The sequence below is a fragment of the Burkholderia sola genome (assembly GCF_905400185.1).
GTDB lineage: Bacteria > Pseudomonadota > Gammaproteobacteria > Burkholderiales > Burkholderiaceae > Burkholderia > Burkholderia sola.
Window position 1 is genome coordinate 368,317 of the sequence record NZ_FR989675.1, and the last position, 16,369, is coordinate 384,685.

Consider the following 16,369-nt stretch of genomic DNA (forward strand, 5'->3'; position numbering starts at 1 on the left):
CGGGCGTCCGAGAGGGCGCCCGGTTTTTTTATGCTCGGCGCGGCTGCGTGCTGGCGCAGCCCCCGTCATTTCCGTCGAGCGTCGCCTAATGTCGCCTAATCTGATCACATCGGGGATTTCATTTACGGGGGCTCTGGATGGAAACATTCGCGCATCGGCTGATCGACGCCGTCAACGGCGTGTTGTGGAGCGACGCGCCGATCGCGCTGCCGCGGCGTCCGGCGTCGATCGATGCGGTGGCCGAAGTGCGCGTGGTGGTGCGCGAGTCATGAACGGCGACCGGCTCCGTGCGTTCGTCGCGCTGATGCCCGATGCGGCATCGCGCGACGCGCTGCACGCGTTGCCGGTCACCCGTGGCGCGCGGCGCACACTGCCCGCGCAACTGCACATGACGCTCGCGTTCATCGGCGCAATCGAGCGGGAGCGGTGCGACGCGCTGGCCGCGTACCTGCCCGCGCTCGCCGCCGCGCATGCGCTGCCGTCGTTGCCGGTCGAGCGGATCGCGTGGTGGCCGAGCCTGCCGCGCGCGCGGCTGATCGTTGCGGAGCTCGCTTCCGATGCCGCTTGCGTCGCGCTGAATGCGGGGCTGGCGGCGCTGATGCAGGAACTCGGCGTGCCGGCCGACCGGCGGCCGTTCCGGCCGCACGTGACGCTCGCGCGCCTGCCGCACGATGCGGTCGGCCAGCCCGCGCACGGCGGCGCGCCGGGGCGGCCTGTCGAGGTGCGCGTCGAAGCGCTGACGTTGTTCGAAAGCCGGCTGTCGCAGGAGGGCGTGTCGCATCGGCCGATCATGTCGGCGCCGATCGCCCCGGCCGAATGCCGGACGCCGCCGCGGTAGCGACACGCGCTGACGACCGCGCGCCATGCCGCCGGTCGCGACCGCGCATCGCTTCGACGGCATGACCCGCCGGCTGCACTACCGGTCGTAACGCGCGAGCGTCAGCCCGGCCAGATCGATCTCCGGTACGCGCCCGGTGACGAGATCCGCGACCACCTTTCCCGACCCCATCGACATTGCCCAGCCTGTCGAGCCGTGGCCGACGTTGAGCCAGAGACCCTCGATCCCGCTCGCGCCGAGCAGCGGCGGCCCGTCGGGCGTCATCGGCCGGCGGCCGACCCAGAAGCGCGCCGACGCGCGGTCGGCCGCATGCGGGAACCAGTCGTCGAGCACCTTCATCAGCGTGTCGAGCGCCTGCTGCCGCAGCGTCGCGCGGCGGTTGCCGAGCTCCGCGGTGCCCGCGACGCGCAGCGCCGGGCCGAAGCGCGTGATCGCGGTCTTCAGCGATTCGTCCATCAGCGCGGCGCACGGCGCCTTTTCGTCGTCGACGACCGCGAGCGTGGCCGAGTAGCCCTTCACCGGATACAGCGGCACGTCGATGCCGTGCGGTCGCAGCAGGCCGGCGCTGTCGACGCCGAGCGCGACGACGATCGCGTCCGCAGCGAGCAGCGCATCGCGCTGACCGGCCGCGCCTGCTTCGAGCGAGTCGACCCGCACGCCGCGCACCTTGCCGCCCGCGACATCAAGCGCTCGAATGCCGGTGCGGAACCGGAACGTCACGCCGTTCGCCTCGCACAGCGTCCGCAGTTCGCGGGTGAAGCGCGCGCAGTCGCCGGCTTCGTCGTCGGGCAGGTAAATGCCGCCGACGGGGGCCTGCCTGGCCCAGCGCAGGCCCGGCTCGATCGCGGTGCAGCCGGCCGCGTCCAGTTCGCGAAACGCGATGCCGGCATCGCGCAGCACCTTCAGCGCGGGCTGCGCCATCTGGACGTCGAACGCGCCGCGCAGCAGTTGCAGGTAACCGCGGCTCGCGCCGTAGTCGAATGGATAGCGCTCGCGAAACGCATGCAGGCACGCGCGGCTGTAATACGCGATGCGCTGCATCCGCTGCTTGTTCACGCGGAACCGCTCGAACTCGCATTCGCGCAGCCAGCGCGCGATCCAGCGCCACTGGGCGGCATCGAGCGTCGGCCGGAAGATCAGCGGCGACGCGGGCTTGAACAGGTACTTGAGGATCTTGCCGGGCATCCCGGGCGCGGCCCACGGCGTCACGTAGCCGGGTGCGATCACGCCCGCGTTGCCGAGGCTGGTCGCTTGCGCGACGTCGGCCTCGCGTTCGATCACGGTGACGTCGCAGCCTGCTTCGCGCAGGTGCCAGGCGGTGGTGACGCCGATCACGCCGGCGCCGAGAACGATCACGTGCATGCGGTGTCCGGGATGAAACGGTGGCTCACGACGCGACGGCCGGATCGTCGGCGAGCGACTTGCCGCGCGTTTCCGGCAGCACGAGCGCCGCGACGATCACGAGCAGGTAGCCGCCGCCCGCGACGAGGCCGATCGCCTTCACGAGCGACATCGATTGCGACAGCGCGCCGACGAGGATCGGGAAGAACGAGCCGAGCCCGCGGCCGAGGTTGTAGCAGAAGCCCTGGCCCGAGCCGCGGATCGCGCCCGGATACAGCTCCGACAGATACGCGCCGACGCCCGCGAAGATGCCTTGCACGACGATGCCGAGCGGAAAGCCGAGCAGCAGCATCGCGGTATCGGTGATCGGCAGCATCGTGTACGCCATGCCGAGCGAGAAAGACCCGATCGCGAACAGGATGAACGACGCGCGGCGGCCGAGCCGGTCGGACAGGATCGCGCCGGCCACGTAGCCGACGAACGAGCCGACGATCAGCACGACCAGATAGCCGCTCGTGTTGAACACCGACAGGTGACGCACGGTTTTGAGATAGGTGGGCAGCCACGTCGTGATCGCGTAGTAGCCGCCGAGCATGCCGGTGCACAGCGCGCTGCCGAACAGCGTCGCGCGCAGGTGCGGCGGCGAGAAGATTTCGAGGAAGTGGCCCGACACACGGCCTTCGTCGCGCGCGCGGCGCGTGGCCGTGTAGATGTCGGGATCGCTGACGTTGCGGCGGATGTACAGGATCCACAGCGCGGGCACGATGCCGATCCAGAAGCACGCGCGCCACGCGACCTGCTCGGGCAGCAGTGCGAAGAACGCCCAGTAAAGGATCGCGGCCGCGCCCCAGCCGAACGACCAGCTGCTCTGCACGGTGCCGACGGCCTTCGCGCGATGCTCGGGCGAGCGGATCGTCTCGGCCATCATGATCGTCACGACCGACCATTCGCCGCCGAAGCCGAAACCCTGCAGCGTGCGCGTGGCGAGGAGCTGCCAGAACGAATGCGTGAAGCCGGACAGGCACGTGAACAGCGCGAACGTCGCGATCGTCCACTGCAGCACGCGCACGCGGCCGTAGCGGTCGGCGAGGATGCCGGCGACCCAGCCGCCGATCGCCGACGAGATCAGCGAACTGGTCGCGATCATCCCGGCCTCGCTCTTCGTCATGCCCCAGCTGGCGATCAGCGTCGGAATCAGGAACGAATAGATCATGAAGTCGAACGCATCGACCGCATAGCCGCCGAATCCGGCGTACAGCGTCCGGCGCTCGCGCGTCGACAATGCGTTGAACCACTGGAATGCCTGCATGCTTGCCGCCCTCTCTCTTGTCTCGTCCCGCGTTGCCGCGTCGCGTCGCGGTTATTTTACGGGCGCGTTCCGGCGCGCCAAAAAGGCGGATGCAGGGTCGTGCGGGAAAGCGGGGAGGAGGAAAGACGCGTCAGAGCGTCAGGCCGCCGTCGACGTGGATGACCTGGCCGGTGATCTGCCGCGCCGCATCCGACAGCAGGAACGCGATCAGCGCGGCGACGTCGTCGGGTTCGGCGATGCGGCCGAGCGGCGTCGCCTGTTCGGCCTGCGCCCACGCGGCGGCGTTGCCGGCGCTCGGCCCGTGGTCCTTGCGCGTGAAGCCCGGTGCGACCGCGTTGACGGTGATGCCGGGCGCGGCGAATTCGGCGGCTGCGCTACGCACCAGCGATTCCAGCGCGGCCTTCGCGGCGGCGGTCGCCGCGAACGGCGCATCGGCGCGGTAGCGGTGTGCGACGAACGAACTGACCGCGACGATCCGCGGGGCGGCCGACGCTTCGAGCAGCGGCCGCGCGCGGCCCGCGAGCGCGGAGAACGCACCAGGCATCACCGCGAACGCGGACGCGAGCGCATCCGCGGACAGATCGAAAAAGGATTGCCGCGCGGCGAAGCCGGCGTTTGCGACGAGCTGGTCGAGCCGGCCGAAGCGGGTGGCGACGGCATCGACGAGCGTCGCGGCAATACCCGGCTCGCCGAGATCGCCGGTCAGCGTCAGGCATTCCGCGCCGGCCGCCGTGCACGCTTGTGCGACGTCGGCGAGCCGTGCGCGTGCCGCATCGTCCGCGCCGCGCGCATGCAGCGCCAGCGCGACGCCGGGTGCCGCGAGCCGCCGCGCGAGCGCCGCGCCGATCCCCGCACCTGCGCCGGTGATCAGCGCAATCCGCACGAGGTGCGCGGCGCGTGGGCTCACGCAGCGACCTTGTCGTCGTCGTTCACGCGCTCGACGTTGATCGTGCCGATATGGAACGCGGCCAGCGATTCGCGGTGCGCGATGCTGACGATCGCGGCCTTCGGCAGCCGTTCGGCGAACAGGTGATAGAGGCGCGCTTCGTTGTCGGCATCGAGCGCGCTGGTCGCTTCGTCGAGGAACAGGAAGTCGGGCTTGTGCAGCAGCACGCGCGCGCCGGCCAGGCGCTGCTGTTCGCCCGGCGACAGCACGCGGGTCCAGTGCGCGGTTTCGTCGAGGCGCTCGACGTAATCCCCGAGGCGGCACGCGCGCAGCGCATCGCGGCACGCTTCGTCGCTGAACGCGTCGGGCGTCGCCGGATAGGTGAGCGCGGCCTTCAGCGTGCCGATCGGCAAATAGCTGGTTTGCGGCACGAACATCATCCGCGCGCCGACCGGCGCGTCGATCGCGCCGTCGCCGAACGGCCACAGGCCCGCGAGCGCGCGCATGAACGTGCTCTTGCCGGAACCCGACTTGCCGATCACGAGCCAGCGCGAACCGGGCTCGATCGTGACGTCGCCGATGTTCGCCAGCGCGTTGCCGTTCGGCAGCGCGAGCTTCAGCGACGACGTGGACAGTTTCGCTGCGTCGACGTAATGCAGGTTGATGCCGCCGTGCTCGGTCGCGGGCGACAGACTTTCCTTCAGGTGCGACGTGCCCATCACGCGCTTGAATTCGCGCAGACGGTTGACGGTGGCGCGCCATTCGACGAGGGTCGAGTAGCTGTTGATGAACCACGAGAACGAATCGCTGACGGTGCCGAACGCGGACGAGATCTGCATCAGCACGCCGAACGAGAACGCACCGGCAAAGTAGCGCGGCGCGGCCACGACGAGCGGGAAGATGATCGCGATCTGTCCGTAGAAGCTCAGCACGAACGTGAGCCGCTTCGTGTACTTCATCACGCGCCACCAGTTGTCGCGGATGCGCATGAAGAGGGTCTGCGCGTTGCCGGTCTCGGTCTTCTCGCCGTCGTAGAACGCGATCTGCTCGGCGTTCTCGCGCACGCGGATCAGCCCGAAGCGGAAATCGGCCTCGACGCGCTGCTGCTGGTAGTTGATCGACACGAGCGGATGGCCGACCTTCTGGATGATCAGCGAGCCGACCACCGCGTACAGCGCGGCCGCCCACACCATGTAGCCGGGAATCGCGATCGGCGTCGCGCCGAGCGTGAACGTCAGCGCGCCGGCGAGCGACCACAGGATCGTGATGAACGACACGAGCGTGACGACCGTCGACAGCAGGTCGAGCGACAGCGCGAGCGTCGTGGTCGCGAACGACTGGAGGTCGTCGGTGATCCGCTGGTCGGGGTTGTCCGCGAGGCGGTCACGCTCGATCCGGTAGAACGCGCGATCGCCGAGCCACTGGCCGAGGAAGCGGTCGGTGAGCCACTGGCGCCAGCGGAAGCCGAGCATTTGCCGCAGGTAGCGGCCGTACACGGCGAGGATGATGAATGCAAAGGCGAGCGCGGAGAACTGCATCAGCAGGTTCGGGAAGTCGTGGACGTCCTTCGACTGCAGCGCGTTGTAGAACTGCGCGTTCCATTTGTTCAGCCGGACGTTGATCCAGACCACGCAGAGGTTGATCGCGATGATCGTGACCAGCAGGCCCCACGCGATTTTCCATTCGGACGATACCCAGTAGGGCTTGATGAGGCTCCATGCGGATACCGGGCGCTCGTCCTGCGGCGCGTCGGAGGCGGAGCGGACGGGATCGATCGATTGGGTCATGTGCTTCCTGATGATGAGCCGGCGCGCGGGCCGGGCGAAACCGGGCGCGCGCCGCGATACGGCATGCCGGGGCGCGGCGCCGACTGACGGCGGGCGTCCGGATGGTCGCCCGTGCGTCTTAAACGGCACTTAAAAACCGGCGGTGACGCGGCAACCGGCCGCTCGCGCGGCCGGCCTGCGGGCATTGTGCCAGAGCGGCGCGACACGCCGGCGAAATTGCCGCAAGGGGGACAGTTTGCGGCGCTTTCCGCTTTTATGGTCTAATGGCCGACGACGAAACAGGGGTGCTTCGTGGCGCGGCCGGCGGATGTTCCGGGCAGCGCGGCGAGGCTGAGAAAGACCCTTCGCACCCGATCCGGGTAATACCGGCGAGGGAAGTTTCTGATCCCGCCGGGCCGCGCTGGCCGCCATCCCACATGGTCAGCGCCCGAGTCCCGCCCGGCCGGCCTTTGCTGCCGGTTTCGTCCTTTTGGGTACGCGCATTGCGCGTTACGGAAGGAATGATGGCCGCACAATCTTCAGTCTTTTGCAGGGTCCCCGGCCCGATATCGCATGCGTTCGCATGCAACGGCGCGCGCGCGTCGGCGTTCGTCGCGCGTGACCGCGCGGAGGGCGCGCGATGAACGTCCGCGATGCACGGCCCGATTTCGCGGTGCTCGGCGGCGGTCTCGTCGGCCGCCTGATCGCGTGGCGCCTTGCCGGCAACGGGCATCGCGTCGCGCTCTACGAGCGCGGCGGCCCGGACGGCGAGCAGTCGGCCGCGTGGGTCGCGGCCGCGATGCTCGCGCCGCTCGCGGAAGCCGCCAGCGCGGAGCTGCTGATCACCGAGCTCGGCGCCGCGTCGCTCGCGCGCTGGCCGCAGTGGCTCGCGGAACTGCCCGAACCCGTCTTCTTCCAGCAGCACGGCACGCTCGTCGTCTGGCATCACGCGGACCGCGCGGAGGCGCCGTTGTTCGAGCGGCGCGTGCGCGCGAATGCGCCGGCCGACTTGTTCGACGGCGGCTTCGTGACGCTGGCCGGTGCGCAGGTCGACGCGGCCGAACCCGCGCTCGCGGGCCGCTTCGCGCGCGGGCTGCTGCTGCCGCGCGAAGGCCAGCTCGACAATCGCCAGGCGCTGCGCGCGCTCGCGGCGGGCCTCGCCGAACGCGGCGTCGCGCTGCACTGGCACACGCCGGTCGACGACGCGAACCTGCCCGCCGCGCATTTCACGATCGATTGCCGCGGGCTCGGCGCGAAACCCGCGCTGCCGGCGCTGCGCGGCATCCGCGGCGAAGTCGCGCGCGTGCACGCGCCCGGCATCGGGCTCACCCGGCCCGTGCGGCTGCTGCATCCGCGCTACCCGCTGTACGTCGCGCCGAAGCAGGACGATCTCTATGTGATCGGCGCGACCGAGGTGGAGGGCGAGGACATGTCGCCCGTCAGCGTGCGCTCCGCGCTCGAACTGCTGAGCGCGGCGTTCTCCGTGCATCCGGCGTTCGGCGAGGCGCGCATCCTCGAACTCAACGCGCAGTGCCGGCCGACGCTGCCCGATCATCGCCCGGCGGTGATCTGGGACGGCGCGTCGACGCTCGCCGTCAACGGCCTGTACCGGCACGGCTTCATGATCGCGCCGGAAGTCGCGCACGCGGCCGTCGCGTTCGCGCAGGCCGCGCTCGGCGGCAAGCTCGGCGACGCCGACGCGTTTGCCGCGTGGCGCGACGCCGCCCGTTGGCCGACGCTGCTTCATCACCGCAACGACGCGCGCCAGCCGGCCTGACGCGCGCCGCCGACCGAATCCGACCGAGCCTCATGGATATCCAGATCAATCAACAGACCCTGACGTTGCCCGACGGCGCGACCGTGGCCGACGCGCTGGCCGCGTACGGCGCGCGTCCGCCGTACGCGGTGGCGCTGAACGGCAACTTCGTCGCGCGCACGCAGCATGCGGCGCGCGCGCTCGCGGCGGGCGACAAGCTCGACGTCGTGCACCCCGTCGCGGGCGGCTGAGCGCCGCCGGTTCGTCCCCGCTCTTTCAGGAAAACGACATGACGTCCCACTCCTCCGCCGACGCATTGACGCTGTACGGCGTCACCTTTGCCAGCCGCGTGCTGCTCGGCACGTCGCGCTATCCGTCGCTGCAGTCGCTGTCCGATTCGATCGCCGCGTCGCGTCCCGGGATGGTGACGGTCGCGCTGCGCCGCCAGATGACGGGCGGCACCGCCGAAGCCGGCTTCTTCGACCTGCTCAAGCGCCACGCGGTGCCGCTGCTGCCGAATACGGCCGGCTGTCAGACCGTCGCCGAAGCGGTGACGACCGCGCACATGGCGCGCGAGGTATTCGATACCGACTGGATCAAGCTCGAACTGATCGGCGACGACTACACGCTGCAGCCCGACCCGGTCGGGCTGATCGAGGCCGCCGCGCAACTGGTCAAGGACGGCTTCAAGGTGCTGCCGTACTGCACCGAGGATCTCGTGATCGGCCGGCGCCTGCTCGACGTCGGCTGCGAGGCGCTGATGCCGTGGGGCGCGCCGATCGGCACCGGCAAGGGCGTCGTGAATCCGTACGGGCTGCGCGTGCTGCGCGAACGGCTGCCGGACGTGCCGCTGATCGTCGACGCCGGGCTCGGCGTGCCGTCGCACGCGTGCCAGGTGATGGAATGGGGCTTCGACGGCGTGCTGCTGAACACGGCCGTGTCGCAGGCCACGCATCCGGAGATCATGGCGCGCGCGTTCGCGCAGGGCGTCGAGGCCGGCCGCGCCGCGTATCTCGCCGGCCCGATGGATGCGCGCGACACCGCGCACGCGAGCACGCCGGTCGTCGGGATGCCGTTCTGGCACCAGGATGGGGGCGGCGCATGAGCGCGCGTTTCGCCGATGCGTTCTGGCCGCCGGCCGACGAGCTGGCCGAAGCGGCCGAGCGGATTCGCGCGCGGCTCGGCGACTGGCCGGACGGCGCGGCGCCGTGGCGGCTCTGCGTGGCGGCGCCTGACGTGCCCGCCGATGGCGACGTGCTGATCGTGTCGGCCGGCGATCGTGCCGCGCAGGCGCGCGTGTCGGCCGTGTCGCGGCCTGCGTCGCCGGACGCGGTGGCGATCGAATTCGACGAGCAGGGCGCCGTGCTGCATGCGGCCGGCGTGCGCTACGCGCTCGACGCCGCGCATCCGCTCGCGGACGACTGGATCGCGGCGCTCGCCGCTTTCCTCGATTGCGGCTTCGCGCCGGTCGACGCGCTGGTGCTCGCGCTGGCGTGGCGCGACGGCGACGAGACGGGCGCCGCCGATGCATGGCCGGTCGATGCCGCGCAATTCCCGCGCGTCGCCGGGCTGCCGCCTGCGCCGGAACCAGCATTTGCGCCGTGTCCCGCGCGGCTCGGCCTCTATCCGGTCGTGCCGAGCGCCGAATGGGTCGAGCGCGTGCTCGACGGCGGCGCGCGAACCGTGCAACTGCGCGTGAAGGACGCGACGCCGGACGCGCTACGCCGGGAAATCGCGCGCGCGGTCGCGGCCGGGCGCCGCTATCCCGATGCGCGCGTGTTCATCAACGATCACTGGCAAATCGCTGCAGAAGAAGGCGCATACGGCGTGCATCTCGGCCAGGAGGACCTCGAAACGGCCGATCTGGCAGCGATCGCGCGCGCGGGCCTGCGGCTCGGACTGTCGAGCCACGGTTATTACGAGATGTTGCGGGCGCTGCACGAGCGGCCGAGCTATCTCGCGCTCGGCCCCGTGTACGCGACCGCCACCAAGGCCGTCGCCGCGCCGCCGCAGGGCCTCGCCCGGATTGCCCGCTACGCGCGCTTCGCCGGCGCGAGCGCGCCGCTCGTTGCGATCGGCGGGGTCGGGCTCGACACGCTGCCGGCCGTGCTGGCGACGGGCGTCGGCAGCGTCGCGGTGGTCAGCGCGGTCACGGGCGCGGACGACTATCGGACGGCGCTTGTTGCGCTGCAGCAGTGCTTTGCCCGACAATTTGACAATCATTGACCGCAGGGCCCGGAACGGCGTCACGACATCATTCCAATGCAGGCCCTATAATTCGGCGTTCTGCGTAAAAGGACTGTCAGCTCCGTGAGCCCCACTCCTACCGAGACCCTGCTGGAACTTCGCGACGTCGACTTCGGCTACGGCGACCGCCTCGTCCTGTCCAACCTGAACCTGCGCTTCGGGCGCGGGCAGGTCGTCGCGGTCATGGGCGGCTCGGGTTGCGGCAAGACCACCGTGCTGCGCCTGATCGGCGGCCTCGTGCGCGCGAACCGCGGCCAGGTGCTGTTCGACGGCGCCGACGTCGGCGCGCAAACGCGCGACGGCCTGTATGCGCTGCGCCGCAAGATGGGCATGCTGTTCCAGTTCGGCGCGTTGTTCACCGACATGTCGGTGTTCGAGAACGTCGCGTTCGCGCTGCGCGAGCATACCGACCTGCCCGAAGACCTGATCCGCGATCTGGTGCTGATGAAGCTGAACGCGGTCGGGCTGCGTGGTGCGCGCGACCTGATGCCGTCCGAGGTGTCGGGCGGGATGGCGCGCCGCATCGCGCTGGCGCGCGCGATCGCGCTCGATCCGCAGCTCATCATGTACGACGAGCCGTTCGCGGGCCTCGATCCGATTTCGCTCGGCATCACCGCGAACCTGATCCGCACGCTGAACGAGGCGCTCGGCGCGACGTCGATCCTCGTCACGCACGACGTGCCGGAATCGTTCGCGATCGCCGACTACGTGTATTTTCTGGCCAACGGCGGCGTGCTTGCGCAGGGCACGCCAGACGAGCTGCGCGCGTCGACCGATCCGAGCGTGCGGCAATTCATCGACGGCGCGCCGGACGGCCCGTTCAAATTTCATTACACGAGCCCGCCGCTAGCAGCGGATTTCGGCCTCGGCGGAGGGCGCGCATGATCAGCGCGATCGGACGTTACGTCATCGGCGGCCTCGAGCGGGCGGGCTACGGCACGCGCCTGTTCGTGCGCCTCGTGCTGGAATTCTTCCCGCTGCTGCGCCGGCCGCGGCTGGTCACGAAGCAGATCCATTTCCTCGGCAACTATTCGTTCGTGATCATTGCCGTGTCGGGGCTGTTCGTCGGCTTCGTGCTCGGCCTGCAGGGGTATTACACGCTGAACCGCTATGGTTCCGAGCAGGCGCTCGGCCTGCTGGTCGCGCTGTCGCTCGTGCGCGAGCTCGGCCCCGTCGTCACCGCGCTGTTGTTCGCGGGCCGCGCGGGCACGTCGCTGACGGCCGAGATCGGCCTGATGAAGGCCGGCGAGCAACTCACCGCGCTCGAGATGATGGCGGTCGACCCGATCAAGAACGTGATTGCGCCGCGCATGTGGGCGGGCATCATCGCGATGCCGCTGCTGGCCGCGATCTTCAACGCGGTCGGCGTGCTCGGCGGTTACTTCGTCGGCGTCGTGCTGATCGGCGTCGATCCGGGCGCGTTCTGGTCGCAGATGCAGGGCGGGGTCCAGGTCTGGGCCGACGTCGGCAACGGCGTGATCAAGAGCATCGTGTTCGGGTTCGCCGTGACCTTCATTGCACTGTTTCAAGGGTATGAAGCGAAGCCCACGCCCGAAGGCGTGTCGCGCGCGACCACCAAGACGGTCGTGTTCGCGTCGCTCGCCGTACTCGGCCTCGATTTCCTGCTGACCGCGCTGATGTTCAGCTAAGCCTCAGCCAAGCCAAATTTTGGGATGACGATGAAAAAGACTGCTCTCGACTTCTGGGTCGGCCTGTTCGTGGTGGTGGGCTTCCTTGCGGTGCTGTTCCTGGCGCTGAAGGTCGGCAACATGAGCTCGCTGTCGTTTCAGCCGACCTACTCGGTGAGGATGAAATTCGACAACATCGGCGGGCTGAAGCCGCGCGCGGCCGTGAAGAGCGCGGGCGTCGTGGTCGGCCGCGTGAAGTCGATCGGCTTCGACACGAACACGTACCAGGCGCTCGTCACGATCGACGTCGACGGCCAGTACCCGTTCCCGAAGGATTCGTCGGCGAAGATCCTGACGTCGGGCCTGCTCGGCGAGCAATATATCGGCCTCGAGCCGGGCGGCGACACCGAAATGCTGAAGGCGGGCGATACGATCACGATGACGCAATCGGCGATCGTGCTCGAGAACCTGATCGGCCAGTTCCTGTACAGCAAGGCCGCCGATGCGGGCGGTGCGAAGCCGGCATCGGGCGCGCCCGCCGCACCCGCCGCGCCCGCACCAGTGGCGGTGCCGGCATCGGCGGTGTCCGGTTCGGCCGGCCAATAACCACACGAGAGAAAACAAGAGGGAATGACCATGCACACGATCCGCATCAGGCACGCCGCGCTGGCGATGGCGGCAGTCGCCGCGTTGAGCGGCTGCGCGACCGTGCAGACGCCGACCAAGGGCGATCCGCTCGAAGGCTTCAACCGGACGATGTACAAGTTCAACGACACCGTCGATACGTACGCGCTGAAGCCGGTCGCGAAGGGCTATCAGTACGTGGTGCCGCAGCCGGTGCGCGACAGCGTGACGAACTTCTTCTCGAACATCGGCGACGTCTACATCGCGGCGAACAACATCGTGCAGTTGCGGATCGCGGACGGCGTCGGCGACATCATGCGCGTCGTGATCAACACGGTGTTCGGCGTCGGCGGCCTGTTCGACGTCGCGACGATCGCGAAGCTGCCGAAGCACACGGCCGACTTCGGGATCACGATGGGCCGCTACGGGATGCCGTCGGGCCCGTATCTCGTCCTGCCGCTGCTTGGGCCGAGCACGCTGCGCGACACGGCTGGCCTCGGCGTCGACTACGTCGGCAACCCGCTCACCTACGTGAAGCCGGACGGCCTGAGCTGGGGCCTGTTCGGCGTGAACCTGGTCAACACGCGCTCGAACCTGCTCGGCGCGGGCGACGTGCTGGATGCCGCGGCGCTCGACAAGTATTCGTTCGTGCGCAACGCGTACCTGCAGCGTCGCCAGATGCTGATCAGCAACGCGCGCGGCGAGGCCGCCGCGACGTCGAGCAACGACGCGCTGCCGAAGTACGACCTGCCGGAAGACGGCGCGGCACCGGCGGCAGCCGGCGCGGCCGGTACGGCGGGCGCGGCAGCGGTGGGCGGCGCGGCGCCGGCGCCCGCGTCGGGCGCGGCGGTTGCTGCGCCGGCCTCGGGCACGGCCGAATCGCCGAACCCGGCCAGCGAGACGAACGTGCCGGCGATGCAGGTGGCGCCTCCGTCGCCGGGCGGGTTCCGGTTCCCGAGCATCCGGCTGCACTGACGGATTTACATTCGTTACAGCCGGAAACGATTCAGTCGGTAGCGTATGCGAACTTGCGCGTAAGCTACCTGCTCCAACCTTCGCATCGACTCATTCATGCAGGCCACTATGATGAAAAAACTGTTCCTGATCCCCGTTTTCGCGGCGCTGTTCTCGTTCGGCAGCGCGGCTCACGCGCAAGTCGACCAGTCGAACCCGCAGGCGCTGATCAAGACGGCGACGCAGCAGGTGCTCGACGAAGTCAAGCAGCAGACGATCAAGCAGGGCGACACCAATCGCATCATCACGATCGTCAACAAGGACATCCTGCCGTACACCGATTTCCGCCGCACCACGCAGCTCGCGATGGGCCGCAACTGGCGCACCGCGACGGCCGAGCAGCAACAGCAGGTTCAGGAGCAGTTCAAGCTGCTGCTGATCCGCACGTATTCGGGTGCGCTCGCGCAGCTGAAGCCGGACCAGCAGATCCAGTACCCGCCGTTCCGCGCCGATCCGGCCGACACCGACGTCGTCGTGAAGACGGTCGCGATGAACAACGGCCAGCCGGTCCAGATCGACTACCGCCTGTACAAGACGGCGAACGGCTGGAAGGTGTATGACCTGAACGTACTCGGCGCGTGGCTGATCCAGACGTACCAGCAGCAGTTCAACGAGAAGATCCAGCAAAGCGGCGTCGAAGGGCTGATCCAGTTCCTGACGCAGCGCAACCAGCAACTTGCCGCCGGCAAGCAAGCGTCGTGAGCGGCTTCGAAGCCGGCTCCTCGCTGACCGTCGCGAGCGCGAAGTCCGCGCTCGCGGACGGTCTTGCGCGCATCGGCGCGGGCGCGACCGCCGTCGATTGCGCGGCGCTCACGCAGTTCGATTCGTCCGCGCTCGCCGTGCTGCTCGCATGGCAACGTGCCGCCAAAACGCGCGGCGCAGCTCTCGACATCCTCAATCTCCCTCCGAAGCTCGCCAGCCTCGCGCGCGCGTACGGCGTCGACGCGCTCATCGAAGGCACCGGCCGACATTGACGCTGTCCGATCGACGCCTGCCGCGCCAGCCGGCGCGCGCACGCTTCAGGCCGCGCGCCGCCGGCGCCGGCTCCCCCAGCCGGTTTGCCCTATAATCAAGCGTTTTGCGGGGCAGCCAATCGGCGTCCGGCCCCCATTTTCTTTCGCAGCAAGCACAAAATAGGCGTCGCGGCCCTGGCGTCGCGCACAGTCATGTCAGCCATAGAAATCCGTCACGTCAAGAAGCGCTACAAGTCGCTTCAGGCGCTCAAGGGCGTCAGCCTGTCGGTCGAGGAAGGCGAGTTTTTCGGTCTGCTCGGCCCCAACGGCGCAGGTAAGACCACGCTCATCAGTATCCTCGCCGGACTCGCCCGGGCCGACGAAGGCAGTATCTCGGTGCGCGGTCACGACGTCGTCCAGGATTTCCGCAACGCGCGCCGCTCGCTCGGCGTCGTGCCGCAGGAACTCGTTTTCGACCCGTTCTTCACCGTCCGCGAGACGCTGCGGATCCAGTCCGGCTATTTCGGGCTGCGCCGCAACGACGACTGGATCGACGAAGTGATGGCCAATCTCGATCTCACCGAGAAAGCCGACGCGAACATGCGCGCGCTGTCGGGCGGGATGAAGCGCCGCGTGCTCGTCGCGCAGGCGCTCGTGCACCGGCCGCCGGTGATCGTGCTCGACGAGCCGACCGCCGGCGTCGACGTCGAATTGCGCCAGACGCTGTGGAAATTCATCTCGCGCCTGAACCGCGAGGGCCACACGATCGTGCTGACCACCCATTACCTCGAGGAAGCCGAGTCGCTGTGCGACCGCATCGCGATGCTGCGCCGCGGCGAAGTCGTCGCGCTCGATCGCACCGACGCGCTGCTGCGCCGCTTCGCGGGCCTGCAACTGTACCTGCGGTTCGCGACCGGCGCGCTGCCGGCCGAGCTGCGCGGGCTGGAAACCGACCCGGCCGCGCGCGCGCCGGGCGAGCACCTGCTGCGCCTCGCGAGCTACGACGAGGTCGAACGCATCCTCGCGCAATGCCGTGCGGCCGGCTGCACGTTCGACGAGATCGAGGTCCGCAAGGCCGACCTCGAGGATGTGTTCGTCCAGGTGATGAACGGGGCCGAGGTCATCGAGGGTCTGGCATGAATCAACACTCCCCACGCGAACTGCGTTCGCTGCCGCTCGAAGGGGCGGCCCGGCGCGTGCCGGGAAACGGGTTTCGAACGCTGTTCTACAAGGAACTGCTGCGTTTCTGGAAGGTGTCGTTCCAGACGGTGTGCGCGCCGATCGTCACGGCGTTGCTGTACCTGACGATCTTCGGCCATGCGCTGTCGGGCCGCGTCGAGGTGTATCCGGGCGTCGAGTACGTGAGCTTTCTCGTGCCGGGCCTCGCGATGATGAGCGTGCTGCAGAACGCGTTCGCGAACAGCTCGTCGTCGCTGATCCAGTCGAAGATCACCGGCAACCTGGTGTTCATGCTGCTGCCGCCGCTGTCGTATCGCGACATCTTCGGCGCGTACGTGCTCGCGTCCGTCGTGCGCGGGCTCGCGGTCGGCGCCGGCGTGTTCGTCGTGACGATCTGGTTTATCCCGATGCACTTCGCGGCGCCGTTGTTCATCATGGCGTTCGCGCTGCTCGGCTCGGCGATTCTCGGCACGCTCGGCCTGATCGCCGGGATCTGGGCCGAGAAATTCGACCAGCTCGCCGCGTTCCAGAACTTCCTGATCATGCCGCTGACGTTCCTGTCCGGCGTGTTCTATTCGACGCACTCGCTGCCGCCCGTGTGGCGCGAAGTGTCGCGTCTCAACCCGTTTTTCTACATGATCGACGGCTTCCGTTTCGGGTTCTTCGGCGCGTCCGACATCAACCCGTTCGCGAGCCTCGCGATCGTCACCGGTTTCTTCGTGCTGCTCGCGCTGATCGCGATGCGGCTGCTCGCGACCGGCTACAAACTGCGTCATTGATATCGACAGGCCGCGGCCGCCCCGGGGCGGCGTGCGCCGACAGGAGCCT

18 protein-coding genes and 1 riboswitch are annotated in these 16,369 nt (G+C 68.9%); of the genes, 14 read left to right on the forward strand and 4 right to left on the reverse strand.

Annotated features, from left to right (window positions below; genetic code table 11):
• Nucleotides 1-137 precede the first annotated feature (137 nt).
• Together KR541_RS36900 and thpR are read left to right on the forward strand one after the other, a co-directional pair.
• Nucleotides 138-272 (forward strand): hypothetical protein, encoded by a 135-nt coding sequence (locus KR541_RS36900; protein ID WP_265183412.1) that lies wholly within the window; start codon nucleotides 138-140, stop codon nucleotides 270-272.
• On the forward strand, nucleotides 269-838 hold the full coding sequence (gene thpR / locus KR541_RS01715) for an RNA 2',3'-cyclic phosphodiesterase (protein ID WP_050013140.1): 570 nt from the start codon (nucleotides 269-271) through the stop codon (nucleotides 836-838). The genes KR541_RS36900 and thpR overlap by 4 nt, the downstream gene beginning before the upstream one ends.
• Before the next feature lie 78 nt (nucleotides 839-916).
• Here the strand turns inward: thpR and KR541_RS01720 are convergent, their stop codons facing one another.
• From KR541_RS01720 to KR541_RS01735, 4 genes are all read right to left on the reverse strand, one after another.
• Complete coding sequence (locus KR541_RS01720) at nucleotides 917-2,200, reverse strand: D-amino acid dehydrogenase (RefSeq protein WP_216089322.1); 1,284 nt, start codon at nucleotides 2,198-2,200, stop codon at nucleotides 917-919.
• Nucleotides 2,201-2,225: 25 nt separating this feature from the next.
• The gene (locus tag KR541_RS01725; protein ID WP_216089323.1) at nucleotides 2,226-3,488 is read right to left on the reverse strand and encodes an MFS transporter; all 1,263 of its coding nucleotides are present in this window, start codon (nucleotides 3,486-3,488) and stop codon (nucleotides 2,226-2,228) included.
• A 130-nt stretch (nucleotides 3,489-3,618) separates the two neighbouring features.
• Nucleotides 3,619-4,395 carry an SDR family NAD(P)-dependent oxidoreductase gene (locus KR541_RS01730; protein WP_089488084.1) on the reverse strand — a complete coding sequence of 259 codons (777 nt, stop codon included), beginning with the start codon at nucleotides 4,393-4,395 and terminating at the stop codon, nucleotides 3,619-3,621.
• Nucleotides 4,392-6,161, reverse strand: coding sequence for an ABC transporter ATP-binding protein/permease (locus KR541_RS01735; RefSeq protein ID WP_050013136.1), 1,770 nt, complete (start codon nucleotides 6,159-6,161; stop codon nucleotides 4,392-4,394). The genes KR541_RS01730 and KR541_RS01735 overlap by 4 nt, the downstream gene beginning before the upstream one ends.
• A gap of 270 nt (nucleotides 6,162-6,431) precedes the next feature.
• Nucleotides 6,432-6,555, forward strand: a riboswitch (TPP riboswitch).
• A gap of 225 nt (nucleotides 6,556-6,780) precedes the next feature.
• On the opposite strand from KR541_RS01735, the gene KR541_RS01740 reads away from it, so the two are divergent.
• From KR541_RS01740 to KR541_RS01795, 12 genes are all read left to right on the forward strand, one after another.
• Nucleotides 6,781-7,917 carry an FAD-dependent oxidoreductase gene (locus tag KR541_RS01740; RefSeq protein ID WP_089488085.1) on the forward strand — a complete coding sequence of 379 codons (1,137 nt, stop codon included), beginning with the start codon at nucleotides 6,781-6,783 and terminating at the stop codon, nucleotides 7,915-7,917.
• Between the two features lie 32 nt (nucleotides 7,918-7,949).
• Nucleotides 7,950-8,147 carry a sulfur carrier protein ThiS gene (thiS, locus tag KR541_RS01745; RefSeq protein WP_027783340.1) on the forward strand — a complete coding sequence of 66 codons (198 nt, stop codon included), beginning with the start codon at nucleotides 7,950-7,952 and terminating at the stop codon, nucleotides 8,145-8,147.
• A gap of 38 nt (nucleotides 8,148-8,185) precedes the next feature.
• On the forward strand, nucleotides 8,186-9,001 hold the full coding sequence (locus KR541_RS01750) for a thiazole synthase (protein ID WP_089488086.1): 816 nt from the start codon (nucleotides 8,186-8,188) through the stop codon (nucleotides 8,999-9,001).
• Entirely contained in the window at nucleotides 8,998-10,122 is a 1,125-nt protein-coding gene (gene thiE, locus KR541_RS01755; RefSeq protein ID WP_124631193.1) for a thiamine phosphate synthase, read from the forward strand. The genes KR541_RS01750 and thiE overlap by 4 nt, the downstream gene beginning before the upstream one ends.
• Nucleotides 10,123-10,206: 84 nt before the next feature.
• A complete protein-coding gene (locus KR541_RS01760; RefSeq protein ID WP_050013134.1) occupies nucleotides 10,207-11,028 on the forward strand; it encodes an ABC transporter ATP-binding protein in 822 nt (273 codons plus the stop codon).
• Nucleotides 11,025-11,792 carry a lipid asymmetry maintenance ABC transporter permease subunit MlaE gene (gene mlaE / locus KR541_RS01765; RefSeq protein WP_050013133.1) on the forward strand — a complete coding sequence of 256 codons (768 nt, stop codon included), beginning with the start codon at nucleotides 11,025-11,027 and terminating at the stop codon, nucleotides 11,790-11,792. Before KR541_RS01760 ends, mlaE begins: the two co-directional genes overlap by 4 nt.
• A 24-nt stretch (nucleotides 11,793-11,816) precedes the next feature.
• Nucleotides 11,817-12,377, forward strand: coding sequence for an outer membrane lipid asymmetry maintenance protein MlaD (mlaD, locus tag KR541_RS01770; RefSeq protein ID WP_050013132.1), 561 nt, complete (start codon nucleotides 11,817-11,819; stop codon nucleotides 12,375-12,377).
• A gap of 30 nt (nucleotides 12,378-12,407) precedes the next feature.
• Nucleotides 12,408-13,370 carry an MlaA family lipoprotein gene (locus KR541_RS01775; RefSeq protein WP_050013178.1) on the forward strand — a complete coding sequence of 321 codons (963 nt, stop codon included), beginning with the start codon at nucleotides 12,408-12,410 and terminating at the stop codon, nucleotides 13,368-13,370.
• Between the two features lie 111 nt (nucleotides 13,371-13,481).
• A complete protein-coding gene (locus tag KR541_RS01780) occupies nucleotides 13,482-14,111 on the forward strand; it encodes an MlaC/ttg2D family ABC transporter substrate-binding protein (protein WP_050013177.1) in 630 nt (209 codons plus the stop codon).
• Nucleotides 14,108-14,383, forward strand: coding sequence for an STAS domain-containing protein (locus tag KR541_RS01785; RefSeq protein WP_050013131.1), 276 nt, complete (start codon nucleotides 14,108-14,110; stop codon nucleotides 14,381-14,383). Before KR541_RS01780 ends, KR541_RS01785 begins: the two co-directional genes overlap by 4 nt.
• 192 nt (nucleotides 14,384-14,575) lie before the next feature.
• Nucleotides 14,576-15,502 carry an ABC transporter ATP-binding protein gene (locus tag KR541_RS01790; RefSeq protein WP_050013130.1) on the forward strand — a complete coding sequence of 309 codons (927 nt, stop codon included), beginning with the start codon at nucleotides 14,576-14,578 and terminating at the stop codon, nucleotides 15,500-15,502.
• Nucleotides 15,499-16,320, forward strand: a complete 822-nt coding sequence (locus tag KR541_RS01795; protein ID WP_252996639.1) for an ABC transporter permease — start codon at nucleotides 15,499-15,501, stop codon at nucleotides 16,318-16,320. Before KR541_RS01790 ends, KR541_RS01795 begins: the two co-directional genes overlap by 4 nt.
• Nucleotides 16,321-16,369: the final 49 nt, after the last annotated feature.